Raw genomic sequence first — 25,918 nt, 5'->3', positions numbered from 1 at the left:
AATACCGCATCCCTCACGGGATGCGGTTGAATCCACAGCCGGTAACTGACCCGTACCGGCTGCTTCCACCCACCTTCACTCAGGACTGTACCGCCTCGCGCACTTGCTCCAGCCCGCTCGGATCATCCAGCGTGGTCAGATCGCCCGGATCACGCCCCTCGGCCAGCGCCTGGATAGAGCGGCGCAGCACCTTGCCGGAACGGGTCTTGGGCAACTGGTTGACGAAATACACCCGCGCCGGATTGGCAATGGCCCCCAGTTGGGATGCCACCTTGGCAATCACTTCTTTTTCCAGTGCGGCTTTCTTGTCCGGGTCCTTGAGGACCGACGGGTCGCGCAGCACGGCAAAAGCCTGCGGCACCTGCCCCTTCAAAGTGTCATGCACGCCCACCACCGCCACCTCGGCAATGGCGGAGTGACCGGACACGGCCTCCTCGATTTCCCGCGTACCCAGGCGGTGGCCAGCGACGTTGATCACGTCATCGGTGCGGCCAAGAATGGTGAAGTAGCCATCGGCATCGCGAATGCCCCAGTCGAAGGAGGAGTACACCTTGCGGTCCTGGAACAGGCTGAAATAGGTGTTCACAAAACGCTCGTCCTGCCCCCACACCGTACTCATGCAGCCCGGCGGCAGCGGCGGAATCACCGCAATCACGCCCTTTTCACCAGCCGGCACTTCCTCGCCGGTGGCCTCGTCCAGCAGCTTCACGTTATAGCCATACACCGGCAAGCCGGGGCTGCCCAGCTTGGTGGGCAGGGCTTCCACGCCATTGCACACGGTCAGCATCGGCCAGCCGGTTTCGGTCTGCCAGTAGTTGTCCAGCACCGGGATTTTCAGTTCCTCGGAAATCCAGCTGGCGGTGGGTTCGTCCAGCGGCTCACCGGCCATAAACAAGGCCCGCAGGCTGGATAGATCGTATTTGTGCAGCCATTCCGGGTCTTGTTTCTTCAACACGCGGATGGCCGTGGGCGCGGAGAACATCACCGTGGCGCGGTATTTTTCCACCAGTTGCCACCAGATGCCCGGATCGGGGCGAATCGGCAGGCCTTCGTACACCAGCGTGGCCATGCCACAGATCAGCGGGGCGTACACGATGTAGGAATGCCCCACCACCCAGCCGATGTCCGAGGTAGAGAAGAAGGTTTCCCCCGGTTTGCCGCCGTAGATGTATTCCATGCTGGAAGCCAGCGCCACCGCATAGCCGCCGGTATCGCGCTGCACGCCCTTGGGCTTGCCGGTGGTGCCGGAGGTATACAGGATGTAGCTGGGATGGTTGGACTCCACCCACACCACCTCGGCACGGTCATCCAGATGCTGCTGGCGCAGGGTGGCGTAATCCAGATCCCGGCCCGGCTTCATCATCGGCGCTTCGGCCAAACCACGGTTGACCAGGATCACCGTGGCCGGTGCGGCACTGCCGGCCAGTTCCATCGCCTCGTCCACCAGCGGCTTGTAGGCAATCACCTTGCCGCCACGCATGCCGGCATCGGCAGTCACCAACAGCTTGGGTGCCGCGTCTTCGATACGGGTGGCCAGGCTGGCCGAGGCAAAGCCGCCAAACACCACCGAGTGAATCGCCCCCAGCCGCACCGTAGCCAGCATGGCAAACACGGCTTCGGGAATCATCGGCATGTAGATCAGCACCCGGTCGCCCTTGCCCACGCCCTGTGCCTGCATGATGGCGGCAAAGCGGCTGACTTCTTCGTGCAGCTGGCGATAGGTGTAGGTGATTTCGGCGCCGGTTTCGCTGGAGACATGAATCAGCGCGGCTTGGTCAGGCCGGGCTGCCAGGTGACGGTCCACCGCGTTGTAACAGAGGTTGGTCTCGCCACCGGCAAACCATTGGCGAAACGGTGGATTGTCGTATTGCAGCACCTGCGTACAGGGCTTGTGCCAGTGAATCCGCTGTGCCTCGGCACCCCAGAAGACATCTGGCTGCTCGATGGAACGGCGGTGAAATTCTTGATAGGCGCTCATGCAGTCTCCCGAGGATGTAGGCTAGTTCATTGTTTTATTTATCAACCAAGCGGTTGCTAGATTAACAAAATAAGCCCTTTGCCTCACAGGGTCAAGCCTGATCGCCAGCGAAGCACACTCAGCCTTGCCATGGCAGGGCGGGAAGCCACAAGCCAACCGCCATCGACAAGCCATCCATTTATCATAAATACTTATCAAACGTGGTGCTTTTGATTAGCGATAAAGCAAATTTAATCGCTCGGTAACCGAATCATCATGCAGCGCTCCTACACTGCTGCCAGTCACTTCTTGCCGAGACACACCATGCCGCTAGACAGCACGCCCCAGCCCGCACACACCGCCGCGATGGCTGGTCATTTGTTGCAAACGCCGCCCACCGTGAGCCCTTCTGACAACAACTACCACGTACTGGAGCTGTTCTCGCAGGACGAGTCGCTGGCCAATATCCCGGTGGTGGAACAGCAGCGCGCGGTCGGCATCATCAACCGCAACACCTTCATGAGCACGCTGGCGCGGCCCTTCCACCGCGAGATTTTCGGCCGCAAGCCCTGCACCGCCTTCATGAATGCCAGCCCGCTGATTGTGGACTACCTCACCCCCATCACCGAGCTGTCCTTCATGGCGCTGGAAGCCGACCGCAAGGTGCTGTCCGACGGTTTCCTGATCAATCTGGACAATGCGTATGCCGGCATGGGCCAGGGGGTGTCGCTGATGCAGGCGCTGGCCGACCAGCAGGCAGAAAAGCACCGCCAGATGATGGAGAGCATTAATTACGCCAGCGTGATCCAGCAGTCTTTCCTGCAAAGTTCGCGCCGCGACATGGCCGCCGCGCTGGACGACTACTTCATGGTATGGGCCCCGCGCGACATCGTTGGCGGCGACTACTACTACTTTGTCAAACGGCCGGATGGTTTCTTTGTGGCGGTCATCGACTGCACCGGCCATGGCGTGCCGGGTGCCTTCATGACGCTGATCATGGCCTCCACCCTCAAACAAGTCCTGAGCAGCCACGACCTGCACAACCCGGCCGCCCTGCTGCGCGCCATCAACCAGCAGGTCAAGCAGTCGCTGGGCCAGCTCACCCCGGAAGAAGCCGGCCTTGCCGATCACCCGGAACTGAACTCGGACGACGGCATGGACGGTGCCTTCTGCTGGTTCGACAGCGCCAGCCGCACCCTCACCTATGCCTCGGCCAAGACGCCGCTGTTTGTGCTGCAGCCGGGCAAGGAGGAAGTGGACACGCTGGACGGCAACAAGAAGGGTGTGGGCTATGTCGGTACCCCGCTGGACTATCACTGGGACAACCATCAAGTGCAGTTGCCGCCGGGCAGCCGCTTGTATATCAGCACCGACGGCATCATCGACCAGATCGGCGGGCCCAAGCGCATCTGCTTTGGCAAAAAGCGGCTGAAGGAAAACATCCTCAAGCACGCCGGCAAGCCGATGCAGCAACAACAAAAACTGCTGATCGACGCCTTCCTCAAATGGCAGGGCGAAAACAGCCGCCGCGACGACGTCAGCCTGTTTGGCGTCCATCTGGCCTGACCCATCAACGTAGCAAGTGAGCACAGCATGAGCCTGACCGATTTTCATCGTTTCAAGGAACTGGCCCGCCAGGAAAACGTGGTGTTCTACTACACCGGCTATTTTTCCCAAAGCATAGTCACCGCCATGGGCGATTCGCTGCGCCTGCGCCTGGCCAGCCTGGACGCCAGCCAGACCGCCCGCCGCAAACTGTTTTCCGTGTTTGTGGAGATGGCCCAGAACGTGGTGCATTACTCCGCCGACCACCTGAGCGCCAGTGAAGCCGCCGACCACGAAATCCGCATGGGTTCGCTATGGGTAGGCGAGGATGATGGCCAGTTCTACGTGGTCTGCGCCAACCCCATCACCGCCGAGGGGGTGGAGCACATCCGCGCCAAGCTGGAACCGCTGCGCACCATGACCAATGAGGAAATCAAGGCGCGCTACAAGGAAAAGCTGCGCACCGAAGGCGAAGCCGGCAGCAAGGGCGCCGGCCTTGGCTTTCTCACCGTGGCGCGTGACTCCAGCAATCCCATCGAATTTGATTTTGTTGAAGAAAACGAAGGCCAGCCCTTCACCACCTTCTACCTCAAAGCCACCATCTAAAAGCAGCCATCATGCAAAACCTGTATATCGCGCCCACTTCGTCCACCCCGGAAGTGAATTTCCAGTTCGACCGCCACCAGTTGAGCCTGCGCGGCGAGAGCTATCCGGAAAACGCCCACGCCTTCTTCGGCCCCATCATGCAGGCCATCCAGGCCTACCTGCCCACCCTGCACTCCACCCAGGTCACGCTGGACGTGCAACTGGCCTACTTCAACAGCTCCAGCACCAAGGTGCTGCTGGAGTTGTTCAGCCTGTTCAATGATGCGGCCGTGGCAGGCAATTACGTCACCCTCAACTGGCACTACATCGAGGACGACGAAACCATTCTGGAATTCGGCCAGGAAGTGGCGGATGACTTCACCGCGCTGGATTTCAACCCCTGCGCGCTGGTGGAGTAAATCGCTGTCCGACAATATCCACATGGCGGCTGACTGGATACGGCAGCAGGTTTTGCGGTAATCTGGCTGACTACCCCGTCGAGATCTGTTTCAGGACATCCGCCATGAATGTGAAGGACTACATGCAGCGCGTCGGCCAGGCGGCGCGCAAAGCCAGCCGCGCCATTGCCAAGGCCGATACCCGCCAGAAAAACCAGGCGCTCAATGCCATGGCCGATGCCATCGTGCGTGACAGCACCAAACTGTTGGCCGCCAACCAGCAAGACCTGGACGCCGCCCGCGCCGCCGGGCTGGATGCCGCCTTCATCGACCGTCTGGCACTGAGTGAAGCCACCGTGGCCAGCATGGCCGAAGGCCTGCGCCAGATCGCCGCCCTGCCGGACCCGGTGGGTGAAATGGACGACTTCTGCTACCGTCCTTCCGGCATCCAGTTGGGCAAGATGCGCGTGCCGCTGGGCGTGGTGGGCATCATTTACGAAGCCCGCCCCAATGTCACCGCCGATGCCGCCGGCCTGTGCCTGAAGTCCGGCAATGCCACCATCTTGCGTGGCGGCTCGGAAGCCTTCCACAGCAACCAGGCCATTGCAGCCTGTGTCAGCGAAGGCCTGCGCGTGGCCGGCCTGCCCGCCGAAGTGGTGCAGGTGGTGGAAACCACCGACCGCGCCGCCGTGGGCGAGTTGATCACCATGCAGCAATACGTCGACGTGATTGTGCCGCGTGGCGGCAAGAGCCTGATCGCCCGCATCAGCGCCGAAGCACGCGTGCCGGTGATCAAGCATCTGGATGGCAATTGTCATGTCTATATCGACGACACCGCCAATCCGGACAAGGCCTTCAATATCGCCATGAATGCCAAGACCCAGCGCTATGCACCGTGCAACACCATGGAAACCCTGCTGGTACACACCGCGTTTGCCGAATTCATCCTGCCGCGTCTGGCTGAAGCCTACTGGGAAAAGGGCGTGGAACTGCGTGGCTGCGAACGCACCCGCGCCATCCTGGGTGACCAGGTAGTGGCCGCGACGGAAGACGACTGGTTTACCGAATACTCCGCGCCGATTCTGGCCATCAAAGTGGTGAAGGATCTGGACGAAGCCATCGAGCACATCAACCACTACGGCAGCCACCACACCGATGCCATCGTCAGCGAAGACTACGGCCGCGCCCGTCGCTTCCTGCGCGAGGTGGATTCCTCCAGCGTGATGGTGAATGCCAGCACCCGCTTTGCCGATGGCTTCGAATATGGCCTGGGTGCGGAAATCGGCATCTCCACCGACAAGATCCACGCCCGCGGCCCGGTGGGACTGGAAGGGCTGACCAGCCAGAAATGGGTGGTGCTGGGTGATGGCCAGGTGCGCGGCTAAGCCGGACTGACGGTTGGCCCCCTCTCGCTTTCCGAAAGGAAAGCGAGGCTCCCTTGCAGGGCAAGGGCGGGGGGATTGGGATCAGATGGGTAAGGCTGTGAAATCAAATACTTATTCGAAAGGACCGGCTTTGCCGGGTCCAGTGCAATCGTATCAAATTACTTTGTCTGCAGCCTGAGAAAACCGGCCCCGGCCGGTTTTTTTGTGCCTGCCACATGCACCGGCAGCGGCAATTTCCCCACAGGCCGGCCGGGGACCGGGACAAAATCCGCCCACCGCTTGCCAGCCTGCAACGGCTTCTCTAGTGTAGGAAAACTTGGCGGACCGGGGGGTCATCATGCTGCAATGGCTGTTTGCCACGCTTCATCTGCTGGCGCTGGGCTGCGGCCTGGGTGCCATCGCCGCACGCGGCCGCAATCTGGCCGCCACACCGGACGCCCCTGCGGTACAGCGCAGTCTGCGGGCCGACAACTGGTGGTGTCTGTCCCTGCTGCTGTGGCTTGTCAGTGGCAGCGCGCTGGCGTTCAGCCATATGGCCATGCTGTGGTCACAGGGCAAACCGCTCCCGCTGGCCTTGGCCAAATCCTTGGCCTTGGCCCTGTTGCTGCTGCAGGAATGGCGTAGCCGGCCATTGATACGGCAATGCCGGCAAAGACTGGATCGCGGACGCCTGCCAACAGAGGAAATCCGCAGCCAGTTGCAACGTCACAGCCGTCGCCAGTTGTTCATGCTATTGCTGCTGCTGGTGATTTCCACCGCGCTGCGCGCCGGATTGTTCAACACTCTTTAACATCTGCCGGGGTGGTCGGCAGGAACCAGCAGACCATCCCGCCTCTCCATCGGCTATTACCTGCCGGAGTCATCACCATGCCACCACAGACTGCTTCCCGTTTCCTGCGCGGCCTGCTGTTTGCCCTCGCTCTCCTTACCAGCCTGGCCGCCCATGCCGACAGCACGCTGCAACTGTCTTCCGACAAGCCGCCCACCCAGATTGCCGATTGCCTGCAGCAGGGCATACGCCGTCTGAAAATTCCTGATGACTACGTCAAGCGCGAAACCGCGCCCGACAAGGGCGAATCCATCCGCCTGCTCAACCCGGTGAGTGCCAAGACCAGCCTGCAAGTGGACATCCACCCACAAGGGGAAGGCAGCCAGTTGCAAGTGGACCAGAACGGCATTCCACTGACCCCGCCCTGGCTGCGGCTGATCAAGCGCTGTGCCGAATAACGGCCTGTGGATTAAATCCGGAATACCCCATCAACTGTGGACATCTGGGATAAACCCTGAACAAGCTGTGCATAAGCCAGGCTGGCCGCGCGCAATACGTGACAAGGCCCGGCAGTGGTGACAAGACAGCTTGTGTACAAGCTGTCCGGTATGCTCGGGGCAGTGGATACTGTGCATAGCCTGTGCATCATTCTGTGGATAAGTACATAGGCAAACAGCCGCTGCCCGCACATATCCCCTCCTCCACCGTGGTACCCGACAGCATGCCAATATCCTGCGGATGCAGCGGGATGACATCACATCATCAAATTTTCATGACTGGACGATTACACTGGGGCTGATTGTCATTTTTCCGGAACAGCGCCATGCCCTCCATCGCCCATCAGCAATATGAAGAACGCCTTGCCGCCGGCAGGGCGCGCAGGGAACAATGCCCACGCACGCGCCAGGCCGACTGCGTGCTCCACCCGCAACGCGATGTGGTGTCGATGTTGCGCCAGACCTCGGCAGGCCGGGTGCCGGGGCTGGTACCGCTGCGCTATCAGCGCATGCAGGCCTCGCCGTTTACCTTTTTCCGTGGCATGGCCATGATCCAGGCCGCAGACCTGGCCTGCGGCCCGTCCAGTGGCATGCGGCTGCAGCTATGCGGTGATGCACACCTGATGAACTACGGTTTTTTTGCCTCGCCCGAACGCCAGCTGATGTTTGACATCAACGATTTCGACGAAACCCATCACGGCCCGTGGGAATGGGATGTCAAACGGCTGGCGGTGAGCGTGGTACTGGCCGCGCGAGAACACGGCTTCAGCGATGAAGTGGCCGCCCGTGCGGTATGCCAGTTGGTGGGAACCTACCGGCGACGCATGCAGGACTATGCGCGTATCAGCCAGTTGGAGCTGTGGTATAGCAAGGTTGGTTTCGAACAGCTACTGACGCGAGCGCCCAACGACAGCATCCGCCAGCAGTTGCTCAAACTGGCGGACAAGGCCAGGGGGCAGACCCAGGAAAAGCTGCTACCGAAAATGACGGTGCTGGATAACGGCAATCTGCGCCTGCGTGACGATCCACCGGTCATCTTCCACATGCAGCAACAGGACCAGGTGTGGGGCAATGACGAACACTGGCTGGGCGACGATCAATACCAGGAACTGTTGCAACCCATGCTGGCACGCTACAGCCATACCCTCAAGGAGGACCGCCGCACCCTGCTGGAACGCTTCCGTCTGGTGGATGCCGCTTTCAAGGTGGTGGGCGTGGGCAGTGTCGGCACCCGCTGCCTGGTGATGCTGCTGCAGGACAGTTACGACCAGCCGCTATTCCTGCAACTGAAAGAAGCGCGCAATTCGGTGCTGGAGCCCTACACCCAGCAATGCATACACGGCCACCAGGGCAAACGGGTGGTGTTTGGCCAACGCCTGATGCAGGCGGCCAGCGATCTGTTTCTGGGCTGGACCACCGGCCCTGGCGACCGACACTTCTACGTGCGCCAGCTGCGCGACATGAAAGCCGCACCATCGCTGGAGTCGTTTGGCAATAACGAAAGTCTCATCGCCTTTGGGCAGGCCTGCGCCTGGGCCCTGGCCCGCGCCCATGCCAAATCCAGCGGACAAGCGGCCGAACTGGCGGGTTACATCGGCCAGTCGGACAAGTTCGACCAAGCCATTGCCAGTTATGCGCTGGCCTATGCCGATCAGGTTAAACGTGATTTTTCTGTTTTTACTGCAGCTCTGGCAAAACACGAGCTATAAGTAAATAAACTGCCGGGCCTGTCGTGAGGACGTTGGGGTTTTCAGCAGTTTATCCTCGCGACTGCTACATCTAGTATTAATACTGCGGCGGTGTATTTATTAATGCCATTTGCAAAAATCAGACTCACATTACAATAACAACTCCAGCTATCGGGAAACCTATCGTGCGCGTCAACACTCGCCTCCTCATCATCATTGCCGCCAGCCTCATTGCCCTGATCGTGCTGGCCGGCACTTCGCTGTATACCACCCGCAGCACACTGCAAAGTGAAAAGCACGAGCAGATCACCCTGCTGCTGCGCATGGCGGAAAACACGCTGGACTACTATGCCAAGCAGGAAGCCAGCGGCAAGCTGACACGCCAGCAGGCGCAGGAAATGGCGCGAAAATCGCTCAAGGCAATGAAAGTAAACGATATTTACTTCTTTGCCCGCGACAAGGACAACCGCCTGGTACTGCACCCCAAGGCCGAGCGTGAAGGCAAGGTGGACATGGGCAGCACGGTACCGGATGGCCGTACCACGGTAGCGGTGTATGACGAAGCACTGCAAAAAGACCATTACGGCATTGTCACCATCCTCACCTCGCGCGGGGCCAGCAAGGAGCAACTGCCCAAGCTCAACGGCGTGGTGCGTTTCGACCCCTGGGGCTGGACGGTTGGCACCGGTTTCTTCATCGATGACATCGATGCGCTGTTCTGGAAGCAAGGCACGGTATTGCTGATTCTCAGCGCGGTTGCCGTGATTGCACTGGTATTGCTGGGCACCGCCATGTCGCGCAGCATCATCCGCTCACTGGGCGGGGAGCCGGCCTATGCCGCCCAGGTGGTACGCCAGATCGCACAGGGCAATCTGACCGAACAGATCGAGGTCAACGGCCCGCCACAAAGCCTGCTGGCCGCCATGCAGGAAATGCAGCACAAGCTGCGTGACATGATCAGTCAGATTCGCCGCTCCACCGACGACATCGGCCAGGCCGGCCAGCAATTGTCCGAACAGATGCAAAAAGTGGACGAAGTGTCTGGCATTGCCAGCAACTCCACCGCCTCCGCAGCAGCTTCCATCGAGCAGTTGTCAGTCAGTATCGACCATGTCAAGGACAATGCCAGCGGCTCGGAAGAAGGAGCCCGCCGTTCCAGCCAACTGGCGCGCGAGGGCGAAGTCGTGGCCAAGGAGGCCGCCAGCGGCATCGAATCCATTGCCACGCAAGTGGTGGATGTCAGCGAGCTGGTGGGCAGCCTGGCCGAACGCACCCGCAACATCAGCGGCATTGCCGAAACCATCCGCGACATTGCCAACCAGACCAACCTGCTGGCACTGAATGCCGCCATCGAAGCAGCACGCGCCGGTGAAATGGGCCGTGGCTTTGCCGTGGTGGCCGATGAAGTGCGCAAACTGGCCGAGCGCACCGCGACCGCCACTGATGAAATCACCCACATCGTCCAGGCGGTAGTCAACGAAACCGGCACGGTGGCAGGCCGCATGGAGGAAATCCGTCCGGCGGTGCAACTGGGCGTGGGCAAGGCCAACCAGGCCGCAGAAACGTTGGATACCATCAGCCGCCAGGCCCATGCCGCCCTGGAAAGCCTGCATGCCGTGGTCAGCGCCATGACCGAACAAAGCCAGGCCGGTGCCAATATTGCCGTCAGCGTGGAGCAGGTGGCCGGTGTGGTGGAAGAAACCCAAACCTCGGTCCAACTGGCGGTGCAGGCCATGCACAATATCGACAACCACGCCCGCCAGCTTCACGAATCGGTTTCGCGCTTCCGCATCTGATTCCACGGCAAAGGCAGTCCATACCCGGCCCCGCCTGTGTGCGGGGCATTTGTATTGCAGCCACCGGACAACAAGCAGGCGAAGCTGCGCTTGCCCTCCCCCCTGCCAGTGGCATAATGCCCACAGGGCAACGCCCGCAAAATCAAAAAAATGCATGACCGACAGACAGGCAGATCGATGACACAATCCAGAACGCTCCAAGGGAGACCTGCATGTCCCAACTCTCCATCACGGCCGCTCAGGCCGAATGGTTGACGCAACATAACGTCCGCGACGTTGAACTGGCTTTTGCCGATGTCAGCGGATTTCCGCGCGGCAAAACCCTGCCCGCCCAGGCGCTGATCAAGGGCCAGGAATTGCGCATTGCCCGCGCCGTGGCCATTCAGACCTGCGTGGGCGAATTTCCCGATTACCGGTTTTACGGCGAGAACGATCCGGACGTGGTACTGCGCCCGGACTTTGCCACCCTGCGCCCCGTTCCCTGGGCCAAAACCCCGCGCGCGCTGGTGGTGTGCGACAACATCGACCACGATGGCAGCCTGTCGCCGCTGGCCCCGCGCTCGGCGCTGAAAAACATCCTGGCCCGCTATCAGGCGCGCGGCTGGACCCCGGTAGTGGCACCGGAGCTGGAGTTCTACATTTTTGCCGCCCATGCCGATGCCGATCAGCCCTACCAGGCACCGGCGCTGCGCACCGGCCGTCGTGAAAGCGGCTTCGATGCCTTCAGCTTTTCCACCCTGAACGACCTCGAACCCTTCTTCGACGATCTGTACCGCGCCTGTACACAACTGGGCATCGACACCGATACCTATGTGCATGAAATGGGCCCCAGCCAGTTCGAGATCAACCTCAAGCACGGCAATGCGCTGGAACTGGCCGACCAGACCTTCCTGTTCAAATATGCGCTGAAGGAAATCGGCTACCAGCACGGGCTGAACGTGGTGTGCATGGCCAAACCGCTGTCCGGTCAGCCCGGCAGCTCCATGCACTTGCACCAGAGCGTGGTGGATGGCCAGGGCAACAATGTGTTCAGCCTGGCCGATGGCGAAGCCAGCCCGGACTTCTTCCACTACATTGGCGGCCTGCAGCAATACCTGCCGCACCTGATGCCGCTGTTCTGCCCCAGCCCCAACTCCTTCCGCCGCTTCGTCAAGGGCCTGGCCGCGCCGGTCAATGTCAGTTGGGGGGTGGATAACCGCTCGGTGGGCATCCGCGTGCCGGTATCCGGCCCGGCCGCCCGCCGCGTGGAAAACCGCCTGCCCGGCTGCGATGCCAACCCCTATCTGTCGCTGGCCGCCAGCCTGGGCGCCGGCCTGCTGGGTGTGGAAGAAAAGCGCAGCCCGACTGAGGCTGCGGTGGGCAATGTCTTCAACAGCGACGACGCTGCCACCCTGCCCAACACCCTGGATGCCGCCTGCGCCCTGATGGCCGCGCACGACACCGCCAAGCGGCTGTTCGGTCAGGCATTCACCGATGCCTATCTGGCAGTGAAGGACATCGAGCTGAGCCACTATCACAACCAGATTACCGCCTGGGAACGCCAGTACCTGACCACGCTGGCCTGATCCTCCGCCAGCCTGCCAAGCTGCCCGCCGCCCTGTTGCGGCTGGCAGCTTTTTTCATGCCGACCACGCTGGATTGACCCTGCCGCACACCTGAGCCACCATGCTGTTGTCCTGTCCAGACCAGACTGCCAACCCTGTCCCCGAGGAATGACCATGCGTTTTACTGCCCTGCTCTTGTTGCTGCTGCCGCTGTGCGCACAGGCCGATACCGCGGCACCGGAAGCGGCCAGCGGCTTTCAGACCCGCCCTGCCGTTTACAGCCGTCACAGCATGGTCAGCACGGCCAATCCCTACGCCAGTGCAGCGGCGCGCGATATCTTGCGCCGTGGCGGCAGTGCCATTGACGCTGCCATCGCCGCACAACTGGTGCTGGGGCTGACCGAGCCACAATCCTCCGGCATCGGCGGCGGTGCTTTCATGCTGTATTTCGATGGCCGCAAGCTCACCAGCTTTGATGGCCGCGAAACGGCACCAGCCACGGCAGATAGCCGCTTGTTTCTGCAGGCCGACGGTAAGACCATGGATTTTTACCGCGCCGTGGTGGGCGGGCGTTCGGTTGGCGTACCCGGTGTGGTGGCCATGCTGAAGCTGGCGCATCAACGTGGCGGCAAACTGCCCTGGGCCAGCCTGTTCCAGCCGGCCATTACGCTGGCGCGCAATGGTTTTGCCGTATCACCGCGCCTGCATGCCTTGCTGGGCAAGGAGCGCTTCTTGCAACAAGACCCACAGGCGCGGGCTTATTTCTATCAGGCTGATGGCAAGCCGCTGCCGGTGGGCAGCCTGCTGAAAAACCCGGACTATGCCGCCACGCTGGAACTACTGGCCAGACAAGGCCCGGCAGCGTTTTACCAGGGAGAAATCGCCAGCGCCATCATCAGCGCAGTCAACCAGCATCCGGTCAACCCCGGCCGCATGCTGGCGGCGGATCTGGCAGCCTACCAGGCCATCGAACGCCAACCGCTGTGCGGCCCGTATCGTAGCTGGCAGGTGTGCGGCATGGATGCGCCAAGCTCCGGCGGGGTTGCGGTTTTGCAAATGCTGGGCATGCTGCAGCGCTTCCCCCTGGCCAGCATGTCACCCACCGGCAGTGACACCATCCACCTGTTTGCCGAGGCCAACAAGCTGGCTTTTGCCGACCGCAACCGCTATCTGGCCGATCCTGACTTTGTCGCCGTCCCCAGCCAGGCGCTGGTCAGCCGCGACTACCTGCAACAACGCAGCCTGCTGATCGCCCCGGACCGCAGCATGGGGCGCGCCACGGCAGGGGAACCCGCCGGCGTCCGGCTCAGCCGCTATGGGCGGGACAGCGCGCCGGAACTGCCCTCTACCTCGCATTTGAACATTGTGGATCGCGCCGGGCGGGTGGTCAGCATGACCAGCTCCATCGAAGACCAGTTTGGCAGCCGGCTGATGGTGAAGGGCTTTTTGCTCAACAATCAGCTCACCGACTTTTCCTTCCGCCCGGATGAAGACGGCAGGCCGGTGGCCAACCGGGTGGAAGCACGCAAGCGCCCACGCAGCAGCATGTCCCCTACCGTGGTATTCGATGCCCGCGGGCAGTTCCTGCTGGCCACCGGCTCACCGGGCGGCAGCCAGATCATCGGCTATGTCAGCCAGACGCTACTGGGCCTGCTGGACTGGAAACTGGACCCGCAGCAAGCGGTCAGCCTGCCGCATTATGGCAACCGCAACGGCGTAACCGAACTGGAAAGCGGGCGCGGGCTGACGCCAGCGCGCGCGCGCCTGGGCGCACTGGGCCATCGCGTGGAAGAAACCGAGATGACCAGTGGCCTGTCGGCCATTGTCAGGACAACAAATGGCTATGTCGGTGGTGCCGACCCGCGGCGCGAGGGCGTGGTGCTGGGAGATTAAGGCTGTCAGCGACGCGAGGCCTGCAGGCGGCGTGCCAATTGTTCGATCGCACCCTCGCGGGTAAGCGGCGGGACATTCTGGTGTTGCTCGCTGGTAATCCATTTTTCCACCACCGAGCGGTCCCCCCGCGCGGCTTTCAGCAGCAGGCCAAAGGCGTGGCCCGTGCTGTGCTCCAATGGCTCCAGCGGACGTGACTGGGTGTGTGCAGCGTAAATGCGGCTATCGGCCACTTGCTGGTTTTTTTTACGTTTTCCGGACTGCAGGCCCCAGGCAACAATGGCTGCGATGGCCAGCAAACACAGTAAAGCAAAGATCATCATGATGTGAAACCAGTCTCCCTGATCGGTTGGGCGCAAGCCAATATCATAATGCAATTTGTCGTATTAGTACCAAATGGCAGCACTTTTTGCTTGAACTTGTTATAGATCAAGCGGCCAACAAATAGTTCGGGAAGCCGCCCAGCGCTGGCTAGTATGCTAAAAAAACAAAGACAATATTCTGTCGCGCCCTTCTGATGACTCCCGAGTCAGGCGCCCGGACAGCGCCGACCTGCACAACAGGCTGGCTGACATGATGGTTTTACGAGGAGTGTGCCATGTATCAACATATCGTGATTGCTGTTGATGGTAGCAAGACCGCAGAAAAAGCACTAGATGAAGCAATAAGGATTGCAAAAATTGCGTCCTCTGCCATTTCCCTGGTACATGTCGCCAGCTTGCGCGATATGGCCATCGAAGGAGTGGGTGCGCTGGACACCCATCAATTGCACGATCTGGCCTTTCGCCAGGCGCGGGATTTGCTGGACAAGGCGCAGAAGCGCGCAATCAATGAAGGGGTCAGCCGGGTAGACTGCCATATTGCAGAAAGCTGGGAGGGCGGCAAGGATATGGCGGATGCACTGATCCGCTTTGCCGACAGCCGTCATGCCGAACTCATTGTTATCGGCACCCATGGCCGTACCGGCCTCGCGCATTTGCTGCTGGGCAGCTTTGCCGAAAATGTCATGCGCAAGACACATTGCCCCTTGCTGGTGGTTCGCGGCAGCGAAGACTGATAGATCGGTTTTGTCATCCCACCGCACCACAACGCCACAGGCAAGGTGGCGGGTGCCATCCGCAGAGTGCCAATGCCTCTGCGGATTTTCTTTGCCGGTTCAGAACAGCGGACGGGCCAGCACAAAGAATTCCTTGTTGCCATCGGCACCGGTAATCGGGCTGTCAAGCCAGCGCTCAACCTTCCAGTCCAGCTCGTCCAGACAGTCGGTGATCTTGTCTTTCACCCCGTCAAACAGGCTTTCATCGCGCACGATGCCGCCATGGCCCAAGGCACCGCGCCCCACCTCGAACTGCGGTTTCACCAGGCCCAGCAGGCAGCCGTTGTCAGCCAGCAAGGGCAAGGCAGATGGCAGGATCAGGGTGAGCGAAATAAAGGACACATCGCACACCATCAGGTCGAAAGGCAATCCGTCATTGGCCTGCAACAGGCGCTGGCGATCCAGCTCACGCGCATTCACCCCTTCAAAGCAACGTACGCGCGGGTCATCCCACAGCCGCGGATGCAACTGGTCATGCCCCACATCCACGCCAACCACATGGGCAGCCCCGGCTTGCAGCACGCAGTCGGTAAACCCGCCAGTGGACTGGCCCACGTCCAGCACCCGCCAGCCTTGGATATCCAGCCCGGCTGCCTGCAGGGCGGCATCCAGCTTCTGCCCACCGCGTGAGACAAAGCGGTCGGACGGGTCCGGCCGCACTTCCAGCGGCGTCCCCGCCGGAAACTTGCTGCTGGCCTTGCTGATGGTCTGCCCATTCAGGCTGACCCGGCCGGATTCCAGCAGGTGTTGGGCCGCCGTGCGCGAAGTGGCAAGTCCTTGTTCCACCAACAGAAGATCTACCCGCTTCATCCTGTTTTCCTTGCTTGTCTTTCAAAAGGCGACAGGGTGGCCAGTCCGCCGCGGCCTGTCAAGCGCCAACCCGTGTCAGGCCAGCGGCCAAGCATGGGAGAACAAGGCTTGGTAGCCTGCCCTGCTTGGTGCGATGATGTAGAGATTGCAACAAGGAGCCAACGATGGACACACACCAACTGGACGCAGCCGAAGTCCGCGTGCTGGGCGCACTGATCGAAAAACAGGCGCTGACGCCGGACGCCTATCCGCTGACGCTCAACAGTCTGTCCTCCGCCTGCAATCAGCTCACCAGCCGCGAGCCGGTGATGCAGTTGTCCGATGCCGACCTGAGCCGGGCGCTGGACAGCTTGCAGGCCAGAAAACTGATTGCCGAGCGTCTGCCCGCCGGCAGCCGGGTGGCCAAGTATGAGCACCGGCTGAATTATGAGTGGAATATCGATGGTGCGCGGCTGGCCGCGCTGGCCTTGCTGATGCTGCGCGGGCCGCAGACCAGCGCCGAAATCCGCACCCGCTCCGGCCGCATCTACAGCTTTACCGGCGTGGAGGAAGTGGAAACGGCACTGGAAGCACTGGCCGACAAATATCCGCCACTGGTACAGAAACTGCCACGCCAGCCTGGGGAACGCGAGGCACGCTGGTGCCATCTGCTCAGTGGCGAACCCAGCCCGCAGGAAATCAGCGCCGGCTCCGTCATTGATGTGGGCGTTGCCGGGCGGGTAGCCGCGCTGGAAGCCGAAGTTGCCGCCCTCAAGGCGCGCCTGCAGCAACTGGAGCAAAGCCTGGGCGAATGACAGGCAGGCGCAGCATAAACAAGCCCCGCCACGGTATCAGCCGCTGCGGGGCTTTTGTCTGTCTGGCCGGAATGGCTTACTTGGGCTCGAAAATGGCGTAGGTCTTGCGCGCCGGTTCCAGCACTTCCCACACGCCTTCAAAGCCGGCTGGAATGACAAAATGATCACCGGCAAACAGTTCCACACTGTCCCCCTGGGTATCGGTCAGGCGGACATAGCCTTCCAGCAGGGTGCAAAACTCATGCTCATGATATTTCACCCGCCAACTGCCGCGGCCCCCACTCCAGATACCGGCATGGAACTGACCGCTGGGGTCGGAATAATGGTTTTCCACCGTCTGGACGCACTCACCTTCGATGCGGCGGTCCGCTGCTGCGGCAAACTGCTCCACCCGTACCGGGCTGCGTTGGAAAACAATGATGTCGCTGGCCTGGGTCATGACAATGCCTCCTGTTTTATTTGATCAAATTCTGCACAAAACCGGGCCATGCTGCAAATCCCATGCGCACCAGACTGGTGAAGGAAGGGCCAGGACCGGGCATGCCTCATGCATTGCCCGACTCAGCGGGCGGCCCCTCGTTCAGGCGCAACTCCCAATAGCCCACATCCAGCCAGTGCTCGGCCTTCCAGCCTACTTCATGAAAAGTGGCTACCTGGCGGAACCCCAGGCTCTCATGCAGGGCGATGCTGGGCGGATTAGGCTGGGCGATGCCGGCAATCGCCATATGCAGCCCCAGGCTACGCAGCGCTTGCAGCAAGCTGCGGTACAAACGGCCTCCCAGGCCCTGCCCACGCGCTTCCGCAGCAAAATAGACCGAGGTCTCCACCGCATAGCGATAGGCATGACGCACCCGCCAGCGGGTGGCATAGGCATAACCCAGCACCTCATCGTGCAGCTCCACCACCAGCCAGGGCAGCCCTTGCTGCTGCACTTTTTCCAGCCGTGCCACCATTTCCTCAACCGTCACCGCTTCTTCTTCGAAGCTGATGGTGCTGTCCAGCACGTAGGGGTTGTAGATGGCGGCCATCGCCGCGGCATCAGCAGGTGTGGCGGGGCGGATCAGGATGTCACGGCTCATGGCAAGGCTTTCAGGCTGACTGGGGTCAGCATGGCTTGCAAGAATCACGCCAGTCATCACTACCCCTGCCATTCCGGGAAGTACTGCTGGCGTAAACGGGCCACATAGGCCACCAGATTAGGGTACTGGCTGACGCACTGCCGGCTGGGGGTATCGCCCATATTGGCCAGCAGGGCCGAGGCAAGAAAGGCAAACACGGTGGCGTCCAGCCAGCACGGGGCCGCACCCAGCATATAGGGCTGGTCGGCCAGCAGGGTGGACAAGCTGGCGATATCCAGTTGCAGCAGGCGCTGGCGTTCTTCCGGGCTGAAGCGGCCCAGGCCCTGGCCGTGCAGATTGCCGCGCACCTTGCGCCGGATCATGCGGATGACCATGCCGCGCAGCAAGAATGGCACGCGCTGGAAAAACACCCCCGGACCGCGGGCAAACACCGCATCATCCAGCCAGCGCTCATGCACGATGCACCAGTACAGATGGTCACTGCACAGGCACTCCATGCTCCAGGCCACGGCCTTGTCGACCTCGGACAGTCCGGCATCCAGCGTGATGCCATGCTTGCTGGCCAGATAGAGGCGAATCAGGGTGGAATCCGGTACTTGCGTGCCGTCATCGTCAATAAAGGGCAGCTTGCCCTTGGGCGCGGTGCGCATGCTGCCGCGCTGCTTGCGGTAAGGCAGGCCGGACAGCTTGAGCAGCATATCGGCCTTGATGACAAAGGGGCTGGGGTCGGGCAGGCCGAATGCCGGCCCGAAGGTATACAGGGTGATCACGGGCGTCTCCTCAGACTCGCTAACAAAACCGCCGCTCCTGTGTTGCGCCACCTTGCCGTACTCGCTGTACGGTCTGCGTCGGCGCGCCTTGGCCCGGCTTCTCTACGCGGTTTTGTTAGCCGCTCTTGGTAATAAACGCCCAGACTAGCACCGCCGCCAACCGATGACGATGGGTTTAATCCATCAGTTGCTGATACAGGTACACCAGTACCCGCGCCAGTTCCGCTGCGGTCTGCTCCTGACCGGCATTGCCGGTATGGCCACCGGCATCGGTTTCCATCAACAAGGCCGGATGCCCCAGTGCCTGCATCTGCGCCACCATCTTGCGCGCATGGCCGGGGTGTACCCGGTCGTCGCGCGTGCTGGTGGTGAACAAGGGCAGCGGGTAGCGCGCAGCGGCTTGCAGTTGGTGATAGGGCGAATACGCCTGCAAGGCTGCCGCCTGTTGCGGGTCGGCCGGGTCGCCGTATTCGTCTATCCAACTGGCACCGGCCAGCAGCTCGGTGTAGCGCAGCATGTCCAGCAGCGGCACCTCGCACACCACGGCCTTGAACAACTCTGGGCGACGTACCATGCAGGCGGCCACCAGCAGGCCGCCATTGCTGCCGCCTTCTATGCCCAGCTTGTCCGGGCGGGTGAGGCCGCTGCCGATCAGCGCCTCGGCCACGCTGCAAAAATCATCAAACGACACCGGGCGCTTGATGCCCTGCGCGGCCTGATGCCAGCCGGGGCCAAACTCGCCGCCACCACGAATGCAGGCCAGCACAAAGGCACCGCCCTTTTCCAGCCAGTGCGCGCCGAAGTTTTCCACGTAGTAGGGCATCATCGGCACTTCAAAACCGCCATAGCCGTACAACAGCGTCGGGGTTTGGCCATCAAATACCGTATCGCGAGCGCGCACCACGAAATAGGGAATGTCCACACCATCGGACGCGGTGGCCCAGCATTGCTCGGCCACAAAGCCGCTGGCATCGAATGCGGCGGGCTGCTGGCGCAGGCAGTCCTGCTCACCGGTAGCCACATTCAGCCGGTACAGGCCGGTGGGGGTGAGGAAGTCGCTGAAGCTGTAGCACAGCACATCGCTGTTCCAGGGCTGGTCGGCAAATTCGATCACCCCGCTGTCGGGCACCGGCAGGCTGCGCGCGTGCCAGCTACCGCCTTGCCAGTCGAAGGCTTGCAGGCGACTGCGCACATTGTCGATCAGGTTCACCACCACGCTGCTACGGGTGGTTTCCACCGACTCCACCGCCAGCCTGGCTGCCGGAGCCACCAGCAACTGGATGCCACCCGCATCGCCCAGCAGGCAGGCCAGCGGCACCGCCAACAGGCTGCCGGCGGCATGGGTTTCTCCCTGCCAGCACCAGTCTTCCGCCAACTTGACGATGAACTGGCCGTGCAGATAAGCCTCGATATCCGCCTTAGGCGGCAACGGCAGCGGATGGGTCTGCAAATCAGCGTCGATCAGGTGGTAAGTCTTGCTGTAAAAGCCGTCAGCCGCTTCGATCAGGTCCAGCCAGCCATCCGGACCGTCCAGATAACGCCAGGCGGCCACCATCATGGCATCTTGGTCCGCTACAAATAGCTGCTGCCATTGATGCTGGCCGTCGGCCCCGCGTTCCACCAGCCACACTTCGCGCGGGTAGCCGGAACGGCTCAGTGGCGCGCCCTTCCAGCCGGGGCATACCAGCACGCTGTCCGGGTCGCGCCAGGCAATGTGGTTTTTGCCGTGCGGAAAACGAAAGCCCTGCTCCACCCAACTGGCGGTTTCCAGATCGTACTCCCAAGCCAGACTGGCATCGCCGCCGCCCTCACTCAAATGCACCAGCACACGGGAGGGCTGCACCGTGCAGTGCGCCACCCCATCCAGATACCAATCCTTGCCGGCGGCGGCGGCAACGGCATCCACGTCCAGCACGGTATGCCATTGCTGGCTGGCCGCCTGATAGTCCGCCAGCGTGGTGCGGCGGTAAATGCCGCGCGGGTGGTGTTCATCCTGATGAAAGTTGTACAGCCAGCCGGCGTGTTCGGAAAAGAAGGGAATCTGCCGGGTATCGCGCAGATGATCGAGGATTTCCTGGCGCAAGGGCGCATAGCGTTCATCGGCATCCAGTACGGCCTGGGTGCGCTTGTTCTGTGCGGCAACCCAGGTATCGACAGCGGGATCATCCAGGCTTTCCAGCCACAGGTGGGAATCGGGAAGGTGGGACATGAGGGAACCAGAAATGCAAACAGGCATACAGCTTAGCACTGCATCGGTATTGATCTAAAACAGCATCAATTTCGCGGCACCTCAGTGAGCCGTTCTTTAGTACTGCACGTGGTCATGACAAAGCATTTTCTTGCGACACAACGGCGCTGCGCATTTTATATTTACCTCGAAATTAAACCGATACCTTTCAAGTTGGCTTCTTATATTAAATCAAAAGATTTTATATATTGAGTTACTCACTTATTTAAAACTAATTGCTTAATAATAATTTCATCATGATTAAGCAATAGTGGCTAAATAATTTCCTATAAATTGAAGAGAAATTTCCTAACAATGAAGTAATTATTCTTAGCAAAGGGATGAAAAATCATGAAACCAGCTCGTCTTGCAGTGTTTTGCCTCATTGTGTTGGCCTGCCCATTTGCCAAAGCCAGTAGTGGAACCATCACGTTTCGTGGTGGCATCGTGAATTCTCCCTGCGTCATTCCTGCAGCAACCTGGCTGCACTATGCCGAGCACCCCGCGGCTTACCATAGCGCCCGTCATGGCAAGCTCAATCCGAGTTGTGCCGACGTTTCTGCCACACAATCGGTCCGTGTATCGCGCAACTTCTCATCAGCATCCAAACAGATTGAGCAGGTTTCTGAGGCGGGCAGTAGATGGGTTACTGTGATTTACAATTGAGCGACACGATCAAGACCGGCATGAAACACACGCAAAAAAACGGACCTGGCAACATTCCTGTTGCAGGTCCTTTTTTGTGTCCGACGCTGAGTGCGGACATCGGCATACCTGGCTCAGCGCTGTTGCAACAGCGCGTCAGCGTCTGCTGCCGCACATGCTGTGATCAGACCAAGCTGCCCTCCCGCCGGGTGCAGGCCCGGTTTGCCAGTCAGTGCTGACGAATCCAGCGCGCCACCTTTTCCACCACTTCCGCTTCGATACCGTTATAGCCATGTGCGGCCCACGGCTGGCACGGGTCGCCCTTGTCCACGCCGCCATCCAGCAGCAGCAATTCCTTGCTGCGCGATGACTGCAAGCCATCCATCACCGGCTGGACATGCTGATACAGCGTCACCTTGCACTGGTCATGCTGGTGCTGCACCACCAGCACCGGCTGAGTCAGCTGTGGCAAAGCCAGGTCTGCCACGCTGCCACGTCCGCGATTGATGGTTGAGGTCAGCACCACACCGTCCACCTTGTCCTGCAGGCGTATGGCCACGGCTGCTGCCGAGGTGGTGCCGCGACTGGTGCCCACCAGCCATACTGGTACAGCGGCGCGCTGGCGTAGCTGGGCGATGACCAGCGCGATGTCCTGTGCGTGTTCGGCACTGCTGCGGAAATCTCCTTGGTTGAGATTGTCCGCATGGTCGGACGGCGCATCCACCACCGCCACCTGAAAGCCCTGCGCGGCCCACTGCTGGCGGGTACGCACCAGGAAATTGCCAGCACCGGCATGTAGCTGGCCGTCGTCTCCCAGCCTGAGCACACCCTCGCCGCCGGTAAACAGAATCAGGCTGGCCTGCGCTTTGCCTTCCGGCTCCAGCAGCAACAGGCGCAGCGTGACGGATGGCCTGGTTTGCAGCGTCAGCATCTGCTCCTGGGCCTGCACGGCTCCACAAAACAAGACCAATAAGGCTATCAGCATGTGTTGCATGGTTCCTCCGGCAAGCATTTGCGGGACAAGGTTTGCCAAGGCGGAAAGGCGAAGGTGGCAGCCGTTTTTTATCGGTGACGCCTAGTCACTCAATACGCGCTGGAATACCTCCAGCACCCGGTCGATGTCGCTGCGGCTGGTCTGCCAGTGCGTCACCAGCCGCATGCGGCCACCCTCGGGCGGATTCACCTTGATGCCGGCCGCAGTCAGCGCGGCCATCAGTTCGCTGACATCGATATCGGCCAGAAAACGGAACCACACCATATTGATGTGGACATCATCCAGCTCGACTTCGATGCAGGGCATGCCGTGCAGGCGCTCGGCCAGATAGCGGGCATTGGCATGGTCCTCGCCCAGCCGCTGTGTCATCTCGGTCAGTGCCAGAATGCCCGGCGCGGCCAGCACGCCAGCCTGACGCCAGCCGCCGCCCAGCAGCTTGCGCTTGTAGCGGGCACGGGCGATGAAGTCGGCCGAACCGGCCAGGATGGAGCCCACCGGTGCGGCCAGTCCCTTGGACAGACAGCACATCACGCTGTCGGCATGGCGGGTGATGTCCTGCACCTCACAGCCAAGATAGGTGGCGGCATTGAACACGCGCGCACCATCCAGATGCACCGGCACGCCGTGGCGGCGGGCGATGTCGGCAGTGCGCTGCATGATGTCCAGCGGAATCACCCGGCCATTGCTGTGAGCGTTTTCCAGGCAAATCAGCCCGGTTTGCGGCCAGTGGACATCGTGGCCCACCCGGATGCGCGCTGCGATTTCGTCCGGGTCCATCACCCCCTTGTCACCGGCGATGGTGCGCAATTGCACCCCGGCAATCACCGCCGCGCCGCCGGTTTCGTGCCACACGATATGGCAGTCGTCGCCCAGGATCACCTCGTTGCCGCGCTGGCAGTGGGTGAAGATGGCCAACTGGTTGCCAAAGTTGCCGGTGGGCACAAACAAGGCGGCTTCCTTGCCCAGCAGGCGGGCGGCCAGTGCTTCCAGTTCGGCCACGGTCGAGTCGTCACCATAGACATCGTCCCCCACCACGGCATGGGCCATGGCCTGGCGCATGGCCGGGGTGGGCTGGGTGACGGTATCGCTGCGCATATCAATCCACTGCATGTTGTGCTCCTGCAAATGAAAGCGGCGGCCAGAGAGGCCGCCGTGAAGGGAAATGCCAGATCAGGCCTTGCCTGATTGTGCCAGCAAACTGCTTGCCGGGGGTGATACACAAATTGTCGGCGTCACTGCATCAGGATATTCGATAAGCCTGCTTCAATTCGCTCACTCGGCGCTGGGCCGCCTGCATGGCGGTATGGGTCATGGAGATGTCGTTGCCGCACTGGCAGCGCAAGCTATGGTCGGGGGAGAGGGATTTCAGATGATGGCGGTTTTCGTGACCGCATGCCACGCAGGCAATCACCACGGTGGCGTTGTAATGCTTGTCCAGATCGATATCGAAACGCGGGTGCTTCATGGGGAACTCCCTTGAGATCACTCAGGCCGGCCCGGATCAGAGGAATGCCGACATGCATTCGTGACGGACCTATGCAGAAGGATAGGCAAGCTGGCGGAAAGTTCCAGTAAATCAGTTGCTTGCTTTTTTCCGGACAAACACTGGTCAGTCTCGGCGCTGTTGGTTATGCTTGGCCGTTTTTTGGTTCCGGATATACAGCAGATGTCGCACGACGCAGATCTTGACCGCCGCTTTGGCGGTATTGGCCGCTTGTATGGCCCCGATGCACTCAGCCGCTTTCAGGCAGCCCATGTCTGTGTGGTGGGGGTGGGTGGCGTGGGTTCCTGGGCGGTGGAGGCGCTGGCCCGTAGCGCAATCGGTCGCCTGACGCTGATTGATCTGGACAATATTGCCGAATCCAACACCAACCGCCAGTTACCGGCGCTGGACCCGCACTACGGCATGGCCAAGGTGACGGCGCTGGCCGAGCGGGTGCGCGCCATCAACCCGGCCTGCGTGGTGCAGGAAATCGAGGACTTCGTTACCGAAGACAATCTGGACGCCATGCTGGGCCAGGGCTTCGACTTCATCATCGACTGCATCGACAATCTGCGCGTCAAAACCGCCATGGCGGCCTGGTGCGTGCGCCGTCGCCAGCCGTTTATCGTGTCCGGCGGTGCCGGTGGCCAGATGGACCCCACCCTGATCAAGCTGGCTGATCTGGGTGAAGTGACTTACGACCCGCTGTTGTCCAAGCTGCGTTATAACCTGCGCCGCTATCACGGTTTTCCGCGTGATGCCGGCAAGAAGCTGCATGTTCCCTGCGTGTTTTCCACCGAACAGCTGGTTTATCCCGACACGCAAAGCTGCGATGCCGACAGCAGCCGTGGCCCGCAAGGCCTGTCCTGCGCCGGCTTTGGTGCCGGCATGGTGGTGACCGCCAGCTTCGGGCTGGTGGCGGTTTCCCATGCGCTCAAGCAACTGGCCAAGCCGCCAAAGAAACGCTGAACCTCGCCGACCCGGCATGAAAAAAGCCCCCATGCGGAGGCTTCAGATTATTGATAAATCCCTCTCGCTTTCTGGAAAGAAAGCAGGGCTCCCTTGCAGGGCAAGGGCGGGGGGATTGGGAATAGATGGGAAGGCTGCGGAATCAATTACTTAGTCGGATGGCCCGGCTTCGCCGGGTCCAGTGCAATCGAACCAAATAACTTTGTCAGCAGCCTGAGGCCTCCATGCGGAGGCCTTTTTTACGTCAGTCGCCTGATCAGTTGGCGATCAGCTTTTCCACCTTGGCAGCGCGTTCGCCCGGCGCCGGATGGCTGGCCAGCATGCTGCTGTCGTTGCCGTACAGCTCGGCCAGCTTGCGCAGGGCCGACGGTGCGCCTTGCACATTGTAGTTGTGGCGCTTGAGGAAGCCCACGCCGTAGGCATCGGCATCGCTTTCCTGCGATTGCGAGAACTGGGCATTGACGATGGCTTCGGCAAAATTGCCCAGATCGGACTCGCTCAGGGCTACGGCGGTGCTGTTGCCGCTGCTGCCAGCAGCCTTGCGCGCACCGGAGGCTGCGTAAGCCAATTGCATGGCCTTCTTGCTGTGACCCAGCTTGACGTGGCCGATTTCATGGCCAATCACGAAGCGCACCTGGTCGTCATCCATCTTGTCCAGCAGGCCGCTGTACACGCGCACGGTGCCATCGGCCATGGCGAAGGCGTTGACTTCCTTGGTCTGGTAAACCTTGAAGTTGAGCTTGGTGCCGTCTTCGCTGTCCAGACCCTTGACGATCTTGGCCAGACGTTTGCCATAAGCGCTGGAAGGCGGGGCAATCTTGTTCTTTTTGTCCATCACGGCGCTGGATTCAGCAGCCAGGTTCTTCACATCGGCATCGCTGAGCGTGGCGGCCTTGAGCAGGTCGCTGCCGGAACTGAGCATGCCGTTGAGGTCGAAAGCCTGGGCGGTGCCAGACAGGGACAATGCAAAAACGAGAGCAAGGGACAATTTTTTCAT

General features: G+C 60.9%; 25 protein-coding genes. 14 read left to right on the top strand and 11 right to left on the bottom strand.

Features of this window, described 5'->3' with window-relative positions; translation table 11 throughout:
• Positions 1-79: 79 nt before the first annotated feature.
• A complete protein-coding gene (locus DLM_RS21295) occupies positions 80-1,978 on the bottom strand; it encodes a propionate--CoA ligase (RefSeq protein WP_089082899.1) in 1,899 nt (632 codons plus the stop codon).
• A gap of 378 nt (positions 1,979-2,356) precedes the next feature.
• Between DLM_RS21295 and DLM_RS21290 the strand changes: the two genes are divergently transcribed.
• The 10 genes from DLM_RS21290 to ggt all read left to right on the top strand — a co-directional run bounded on the left by DLM_RS21290 (position 2,357) and on the right by ggt (position 14,057).
• A complete protein-coding gene (locus DLM_RS21290) occupies positions 2,357-3,523 on the top strand; it encodes a PP2C family protein-serine/threonine phosphatase (protein ID WP_197715469.1) in 1,167 nt (388 codons plus the stop codon).
• A gap of 27 nt (positions 3,524-3,550) precedes the next feature.
• The gene (locus DLM_RS21285; RefSeq protein ID WP_089082900.1) at positions 3,551-4,108 is read left to right on the top strand and encodes a SiaB family protein kinase; all 558 of its coding nucleotides are present in this window, start codon (positions 3,551-3,553) and stop codon (positions 4,106-4,108) included.
• A gap of 11 nt (positions 4,109-4,119) precedes the next feature.
• Complete coding sequence (locus DLM_RS21280; protein ID WP_089082901.1) at positions 4,120-4,506, top strand: DUF1987 domain-containing protein; 387 nt, start codon at positions 4,120-4,122, stop codon at positions 4,504-4,506.
• A gap of 104 nt (positions 4,507-4,610) precedes the next feature.
• Entirely contained in the window at positions 4,611-5,870 is a 1,260-nt protein-coding gene (locus DLM_RS21275; RefSeq protein ID WP_089082902.1) for a glutamate-5-semialdehyde dehydrogenase, read from the top strand.
• A 337-nt stretch (positions 5,871-6,207) separates the two neighbouring features.
• Positions 6,208-6,660, top strand: coding sequence for a DUF2214 family protein (locus DLM_RS21270; RefSeq protein ID WP_089082903.1), 453 nt, complete (start codon positions 6,208-6,210; stop codon positions 6,658-6,660).
• 77 nt (positions 6,661-6,737) lie between these two features.
• A complete protein-coding gene (locus DLM_RS21265; RefSeq protein ID WP_089082904.1) occupies positions 6,738-7,097 on the top strand; it encodes a hypothetical protein in 360 nt (119 codons plus the stop codon).
• 365 nt (positions 7,098-7,462) lie between these two features.
• Positions 7,463-8,845, top strand: a complete 1,383-nt coding sequence (locus DLM_RS21260) for a DUF2252 domain-containing protein (RefSeq protein ID WP_089082905.1) — start codon at positions 7,463-7,465, stop codon at positions 8,843-8,845.
• A gap of 164 nt (positions 8,846-9,009) precedes the next feature.
• Entirely contained in the window at positions 9,010-10,620 is a 1,611-nt protein-coding gene (locus tag DLM_RS21255; protein ID WP_089082906.1) for a methyl-accepting chemotaxis protein, read from the top strand.
• A gap of 212 nt (positions 10,621-10,832) precedes the next feature.
• Positions 10,833-12,185 (top strand): glutamine synthetase family protein, encoded by a 1,353-nt coding sequence (locus DLM_RS21250; RefSeq protein WP_089082907.1) that lies wholly within the window; start codon positions 10,833-10,835, stop codon positions 12,183-12,185.
• Positions 12,186-12,338: 153 nt separating this feature from the next.
• Positions 12,339-14,057 (top strand): gamma-glutamyltransferase, encoded by a 1,719-nt coding sequence (gene ggt, locus DLM_RS21245; protein ID WP_231959926.1) that lies wholly within the window; start codon positions 12,339-12,341, stop codon positions 14,055-14,057.
• A 5-nt stretch (positions 14,058-14,062) separates the two neighbouring features.
• Here ggt and DLM_RS21240 read toward each other — a convergent pair whose 3' ends face one another.
• The gene (locus DLM_RS21240; RefSeq protein WP_145985914.1) at positions 14,063-14,377 is read right to left on the bottom strand and encodes a hypothetical protein; all 315 of its coding nucleotides are present in this window, start codon (positions 14,375-14,377) and stop codon (positions 14,063-14,065) included.
• A 275-nt stretch (positions 14,378-14,652) separates the two neighbouring features.
• On the opposite strand from DLM_RS21240, the gene DLM_RS21235 reads away from it, so the two are divergent.
• Positions 14,653-15,111: a universal stress protein gene (locus tag DLM_RS21235; protein ID WP_089082910.1), complete on the top strand. Its 459-nt coding sequence runs from the start codon at positions 14,653-14,655 to the stop codon at positions 15,109-15,111.
• Positions 15,112-15,210: 99 nt separating this feature from the next.
• On the opposite strand, the gene DLM_RS21230 is transcribed toward DLM_RS21235, so the two are convergent.
• The gene (locus tag DLM_RS21230) at positions 15,211-15,960 is read right to left on the bottom strand and encodes a TlyA family RNA methyltransferase (RefSeq protein WP_089082911.1); all 750 of its coding nucleotides are present in this window, start codon (positions 15,958-15,960) and stop codon (positions 15,211-15,213) included.
• Between the two features lie 164 nt (positions 15,961-16,124).
• Between DLM_RS21230 and DLM_RS21225 the strand changes: the two genes are divergently transcribed.
• Positions 16,125-16,754 (top strand): YceH family protein, encoded by a 630-nt coding sequence (locus tag DLM_RS21225; protein ID WP_089082912.1) that lies wholly within the window; start codon positions 16,125-16,127, stop codon positions 16,752-16,754.
• A 76-nt stretch (positions 16,755-16,830) separates the two neighbouring features.
• Here the strand turns inward: DLM_RS21225 and DLM_RS21220 are convergent, their stop codons facing one another.
• The 4 genes from DLM_RS21220 to DLM_RS21205 all read right to left on the bottom strand — a co-directional run bounded on the left by DLM_RS21220 (position 16,831) and on the right by DLM_RS21205 (position 20,812).
• Positions 16,831-17,193 (bottom strand): cupin domain-containing protein, encoded by a 363-nt coding sequence (locus DLM_RS21220; RefSeq protein ID WP_089082913.1) that lies wholly within the window; start codon positions 17,191-17,193, stop codon positions 16,831-16,833.
• 106 nt (positions 17,194-17,299) lie between these two features.
• A complete protein-coding gene (locus tag DLM_RS21215; protein WP_197715468.1) occupies positions 17,300-17,833 on the bottom strand; it encodes an arsinothricin resistance N-acetyltransferase ArsN1 family B in 534 nt (177 codons plus the stop codon).
• 59 nt (positions 17,834-17,892) lie between these two features.
• Positions 17,893-18,603 carry a glutathione S-transferase family protein gene (locus DLM_RS21210; protein WP_089082914.1) on the bottom strand — a complete coding sequence of 237 codons (711 nt, stop codon included), beginning with the start codon at positions 18,601-18,603 and terminating at the stop codon, positions 17,893-17,895.
• A gap of 175 nt (positions 18,604-18,778) precedes the next feature.
• A complete protein-coding gene (locus DLM_RS21205) occupies positions 18,779-20,812 on the bottom strand; it encodes a prolyl oligopeptidase family serine peptidase (RefSeq protein ID WP_089082915.1) in 2,034 nt (677 codons plus the stop codon).
• 369 nt (positions 20,813-21,181) lie between these two features.
• Between DLM_RS21205 and DLM_RS23240 the strand changes: the two genes are divergently transcribed.
• Positions 21,182-21,496, top strand: coding sequence for a type 1 fimbrial protein (locus DLM_RS23240; RefSeq protein WP_145985913.1), 315 nt, complete (start codon positions 21,182-21,184; stop codon positions 21,494-21,496).
• Positions 21,497-21,704: 208 nt separating this feature from the next.
• Here DLM_RS23240 and DLM_RS21200 read toward each other — a convergent pair whose 3' ends face one another.
• From DLM_RS21200 to DLM_RS21190, 3 genes are all read right to left on the bottom strand, one after another.
• The gene (locus DLM_RS21200; RefSeq protein ID WP_089082916.1) at positions 21,705-22,469 is read right to left on the bottom strand and encodes an alpha/beta hydrolase; all 765 of its coding nucleotides are present in this window, start codon (positions 22,467-22,469) and stop codon (positions 21,705-21,707) included.
• Positions 22,470-22,550: 81 nt separating this feature from the next.
• Positions 22,551-23,579, bottom strand: coding sequence for a low-specificity L-threonine aldolase (ltaE, locus tag DLM_RS21195; protein WP_089082917.1), 1,029 nt, complete (start codon positions 23,577-23,579; stop codon positions 22,551-22,553).
• Between the two features lie 130 nt (positions 23,580-23,709).
• Positions 23,710-23,934, bottom strand: a complete 225-nt coding sequence (locus DLM_RS21190; protein WP_089082918.1) for a hypothetical protein — start codon at positions 23,932-23,934, stop codon at positions 23,710-23,712.
• A 201-nt stretch (positions 23,935-24,135) separates the two neighbouring features.
• On the opposite strand from DLM_RS21190, the gene DLM_RS21185 reads away from it, so the two are divergent.
• Positions 24,136-24,921, top strand: a complete 786-nt coding sequence (locus DLM_RS21185; RefSeq protein WP_089083034.1) for a tRNA threonylcarbamoyladenosine dehydratase — start codon at positions 24,136-24,138, stop codon at positions 24,919-24,921.
• A gap of 256 nt (positions 24,922-25,177) precedes the next feature.
• On the opposite strand, the gene DLM_RS21180 is transcribed toward DLM_RS21185, so the two are convergent.
• Positions 25,178-25,918, bottom strand: coding sequence for a M48 family metallopeptidase (locus tag DLM_RS21180; RefSeq protein ID WP_089082919.1), 741 nt, complete (start codon positions 25,916-25,918; stop codon positions 25,178-25,180).

The organism is Aquitalea magnusonii (assembly GCF_002217795.2).
Lineage (GTDB): Bacteria > Pseudomonadota > Gammaproteobacteria > Burkholderiales > Chromobacteriaceae > Aquitalea > Aquitalea magnusonii_B.
The sequence above is the reverse complement of the archived record's forward strand: the minus strand, read 5'-3'. Positions and strand labels throughout refer to the sequence as shown.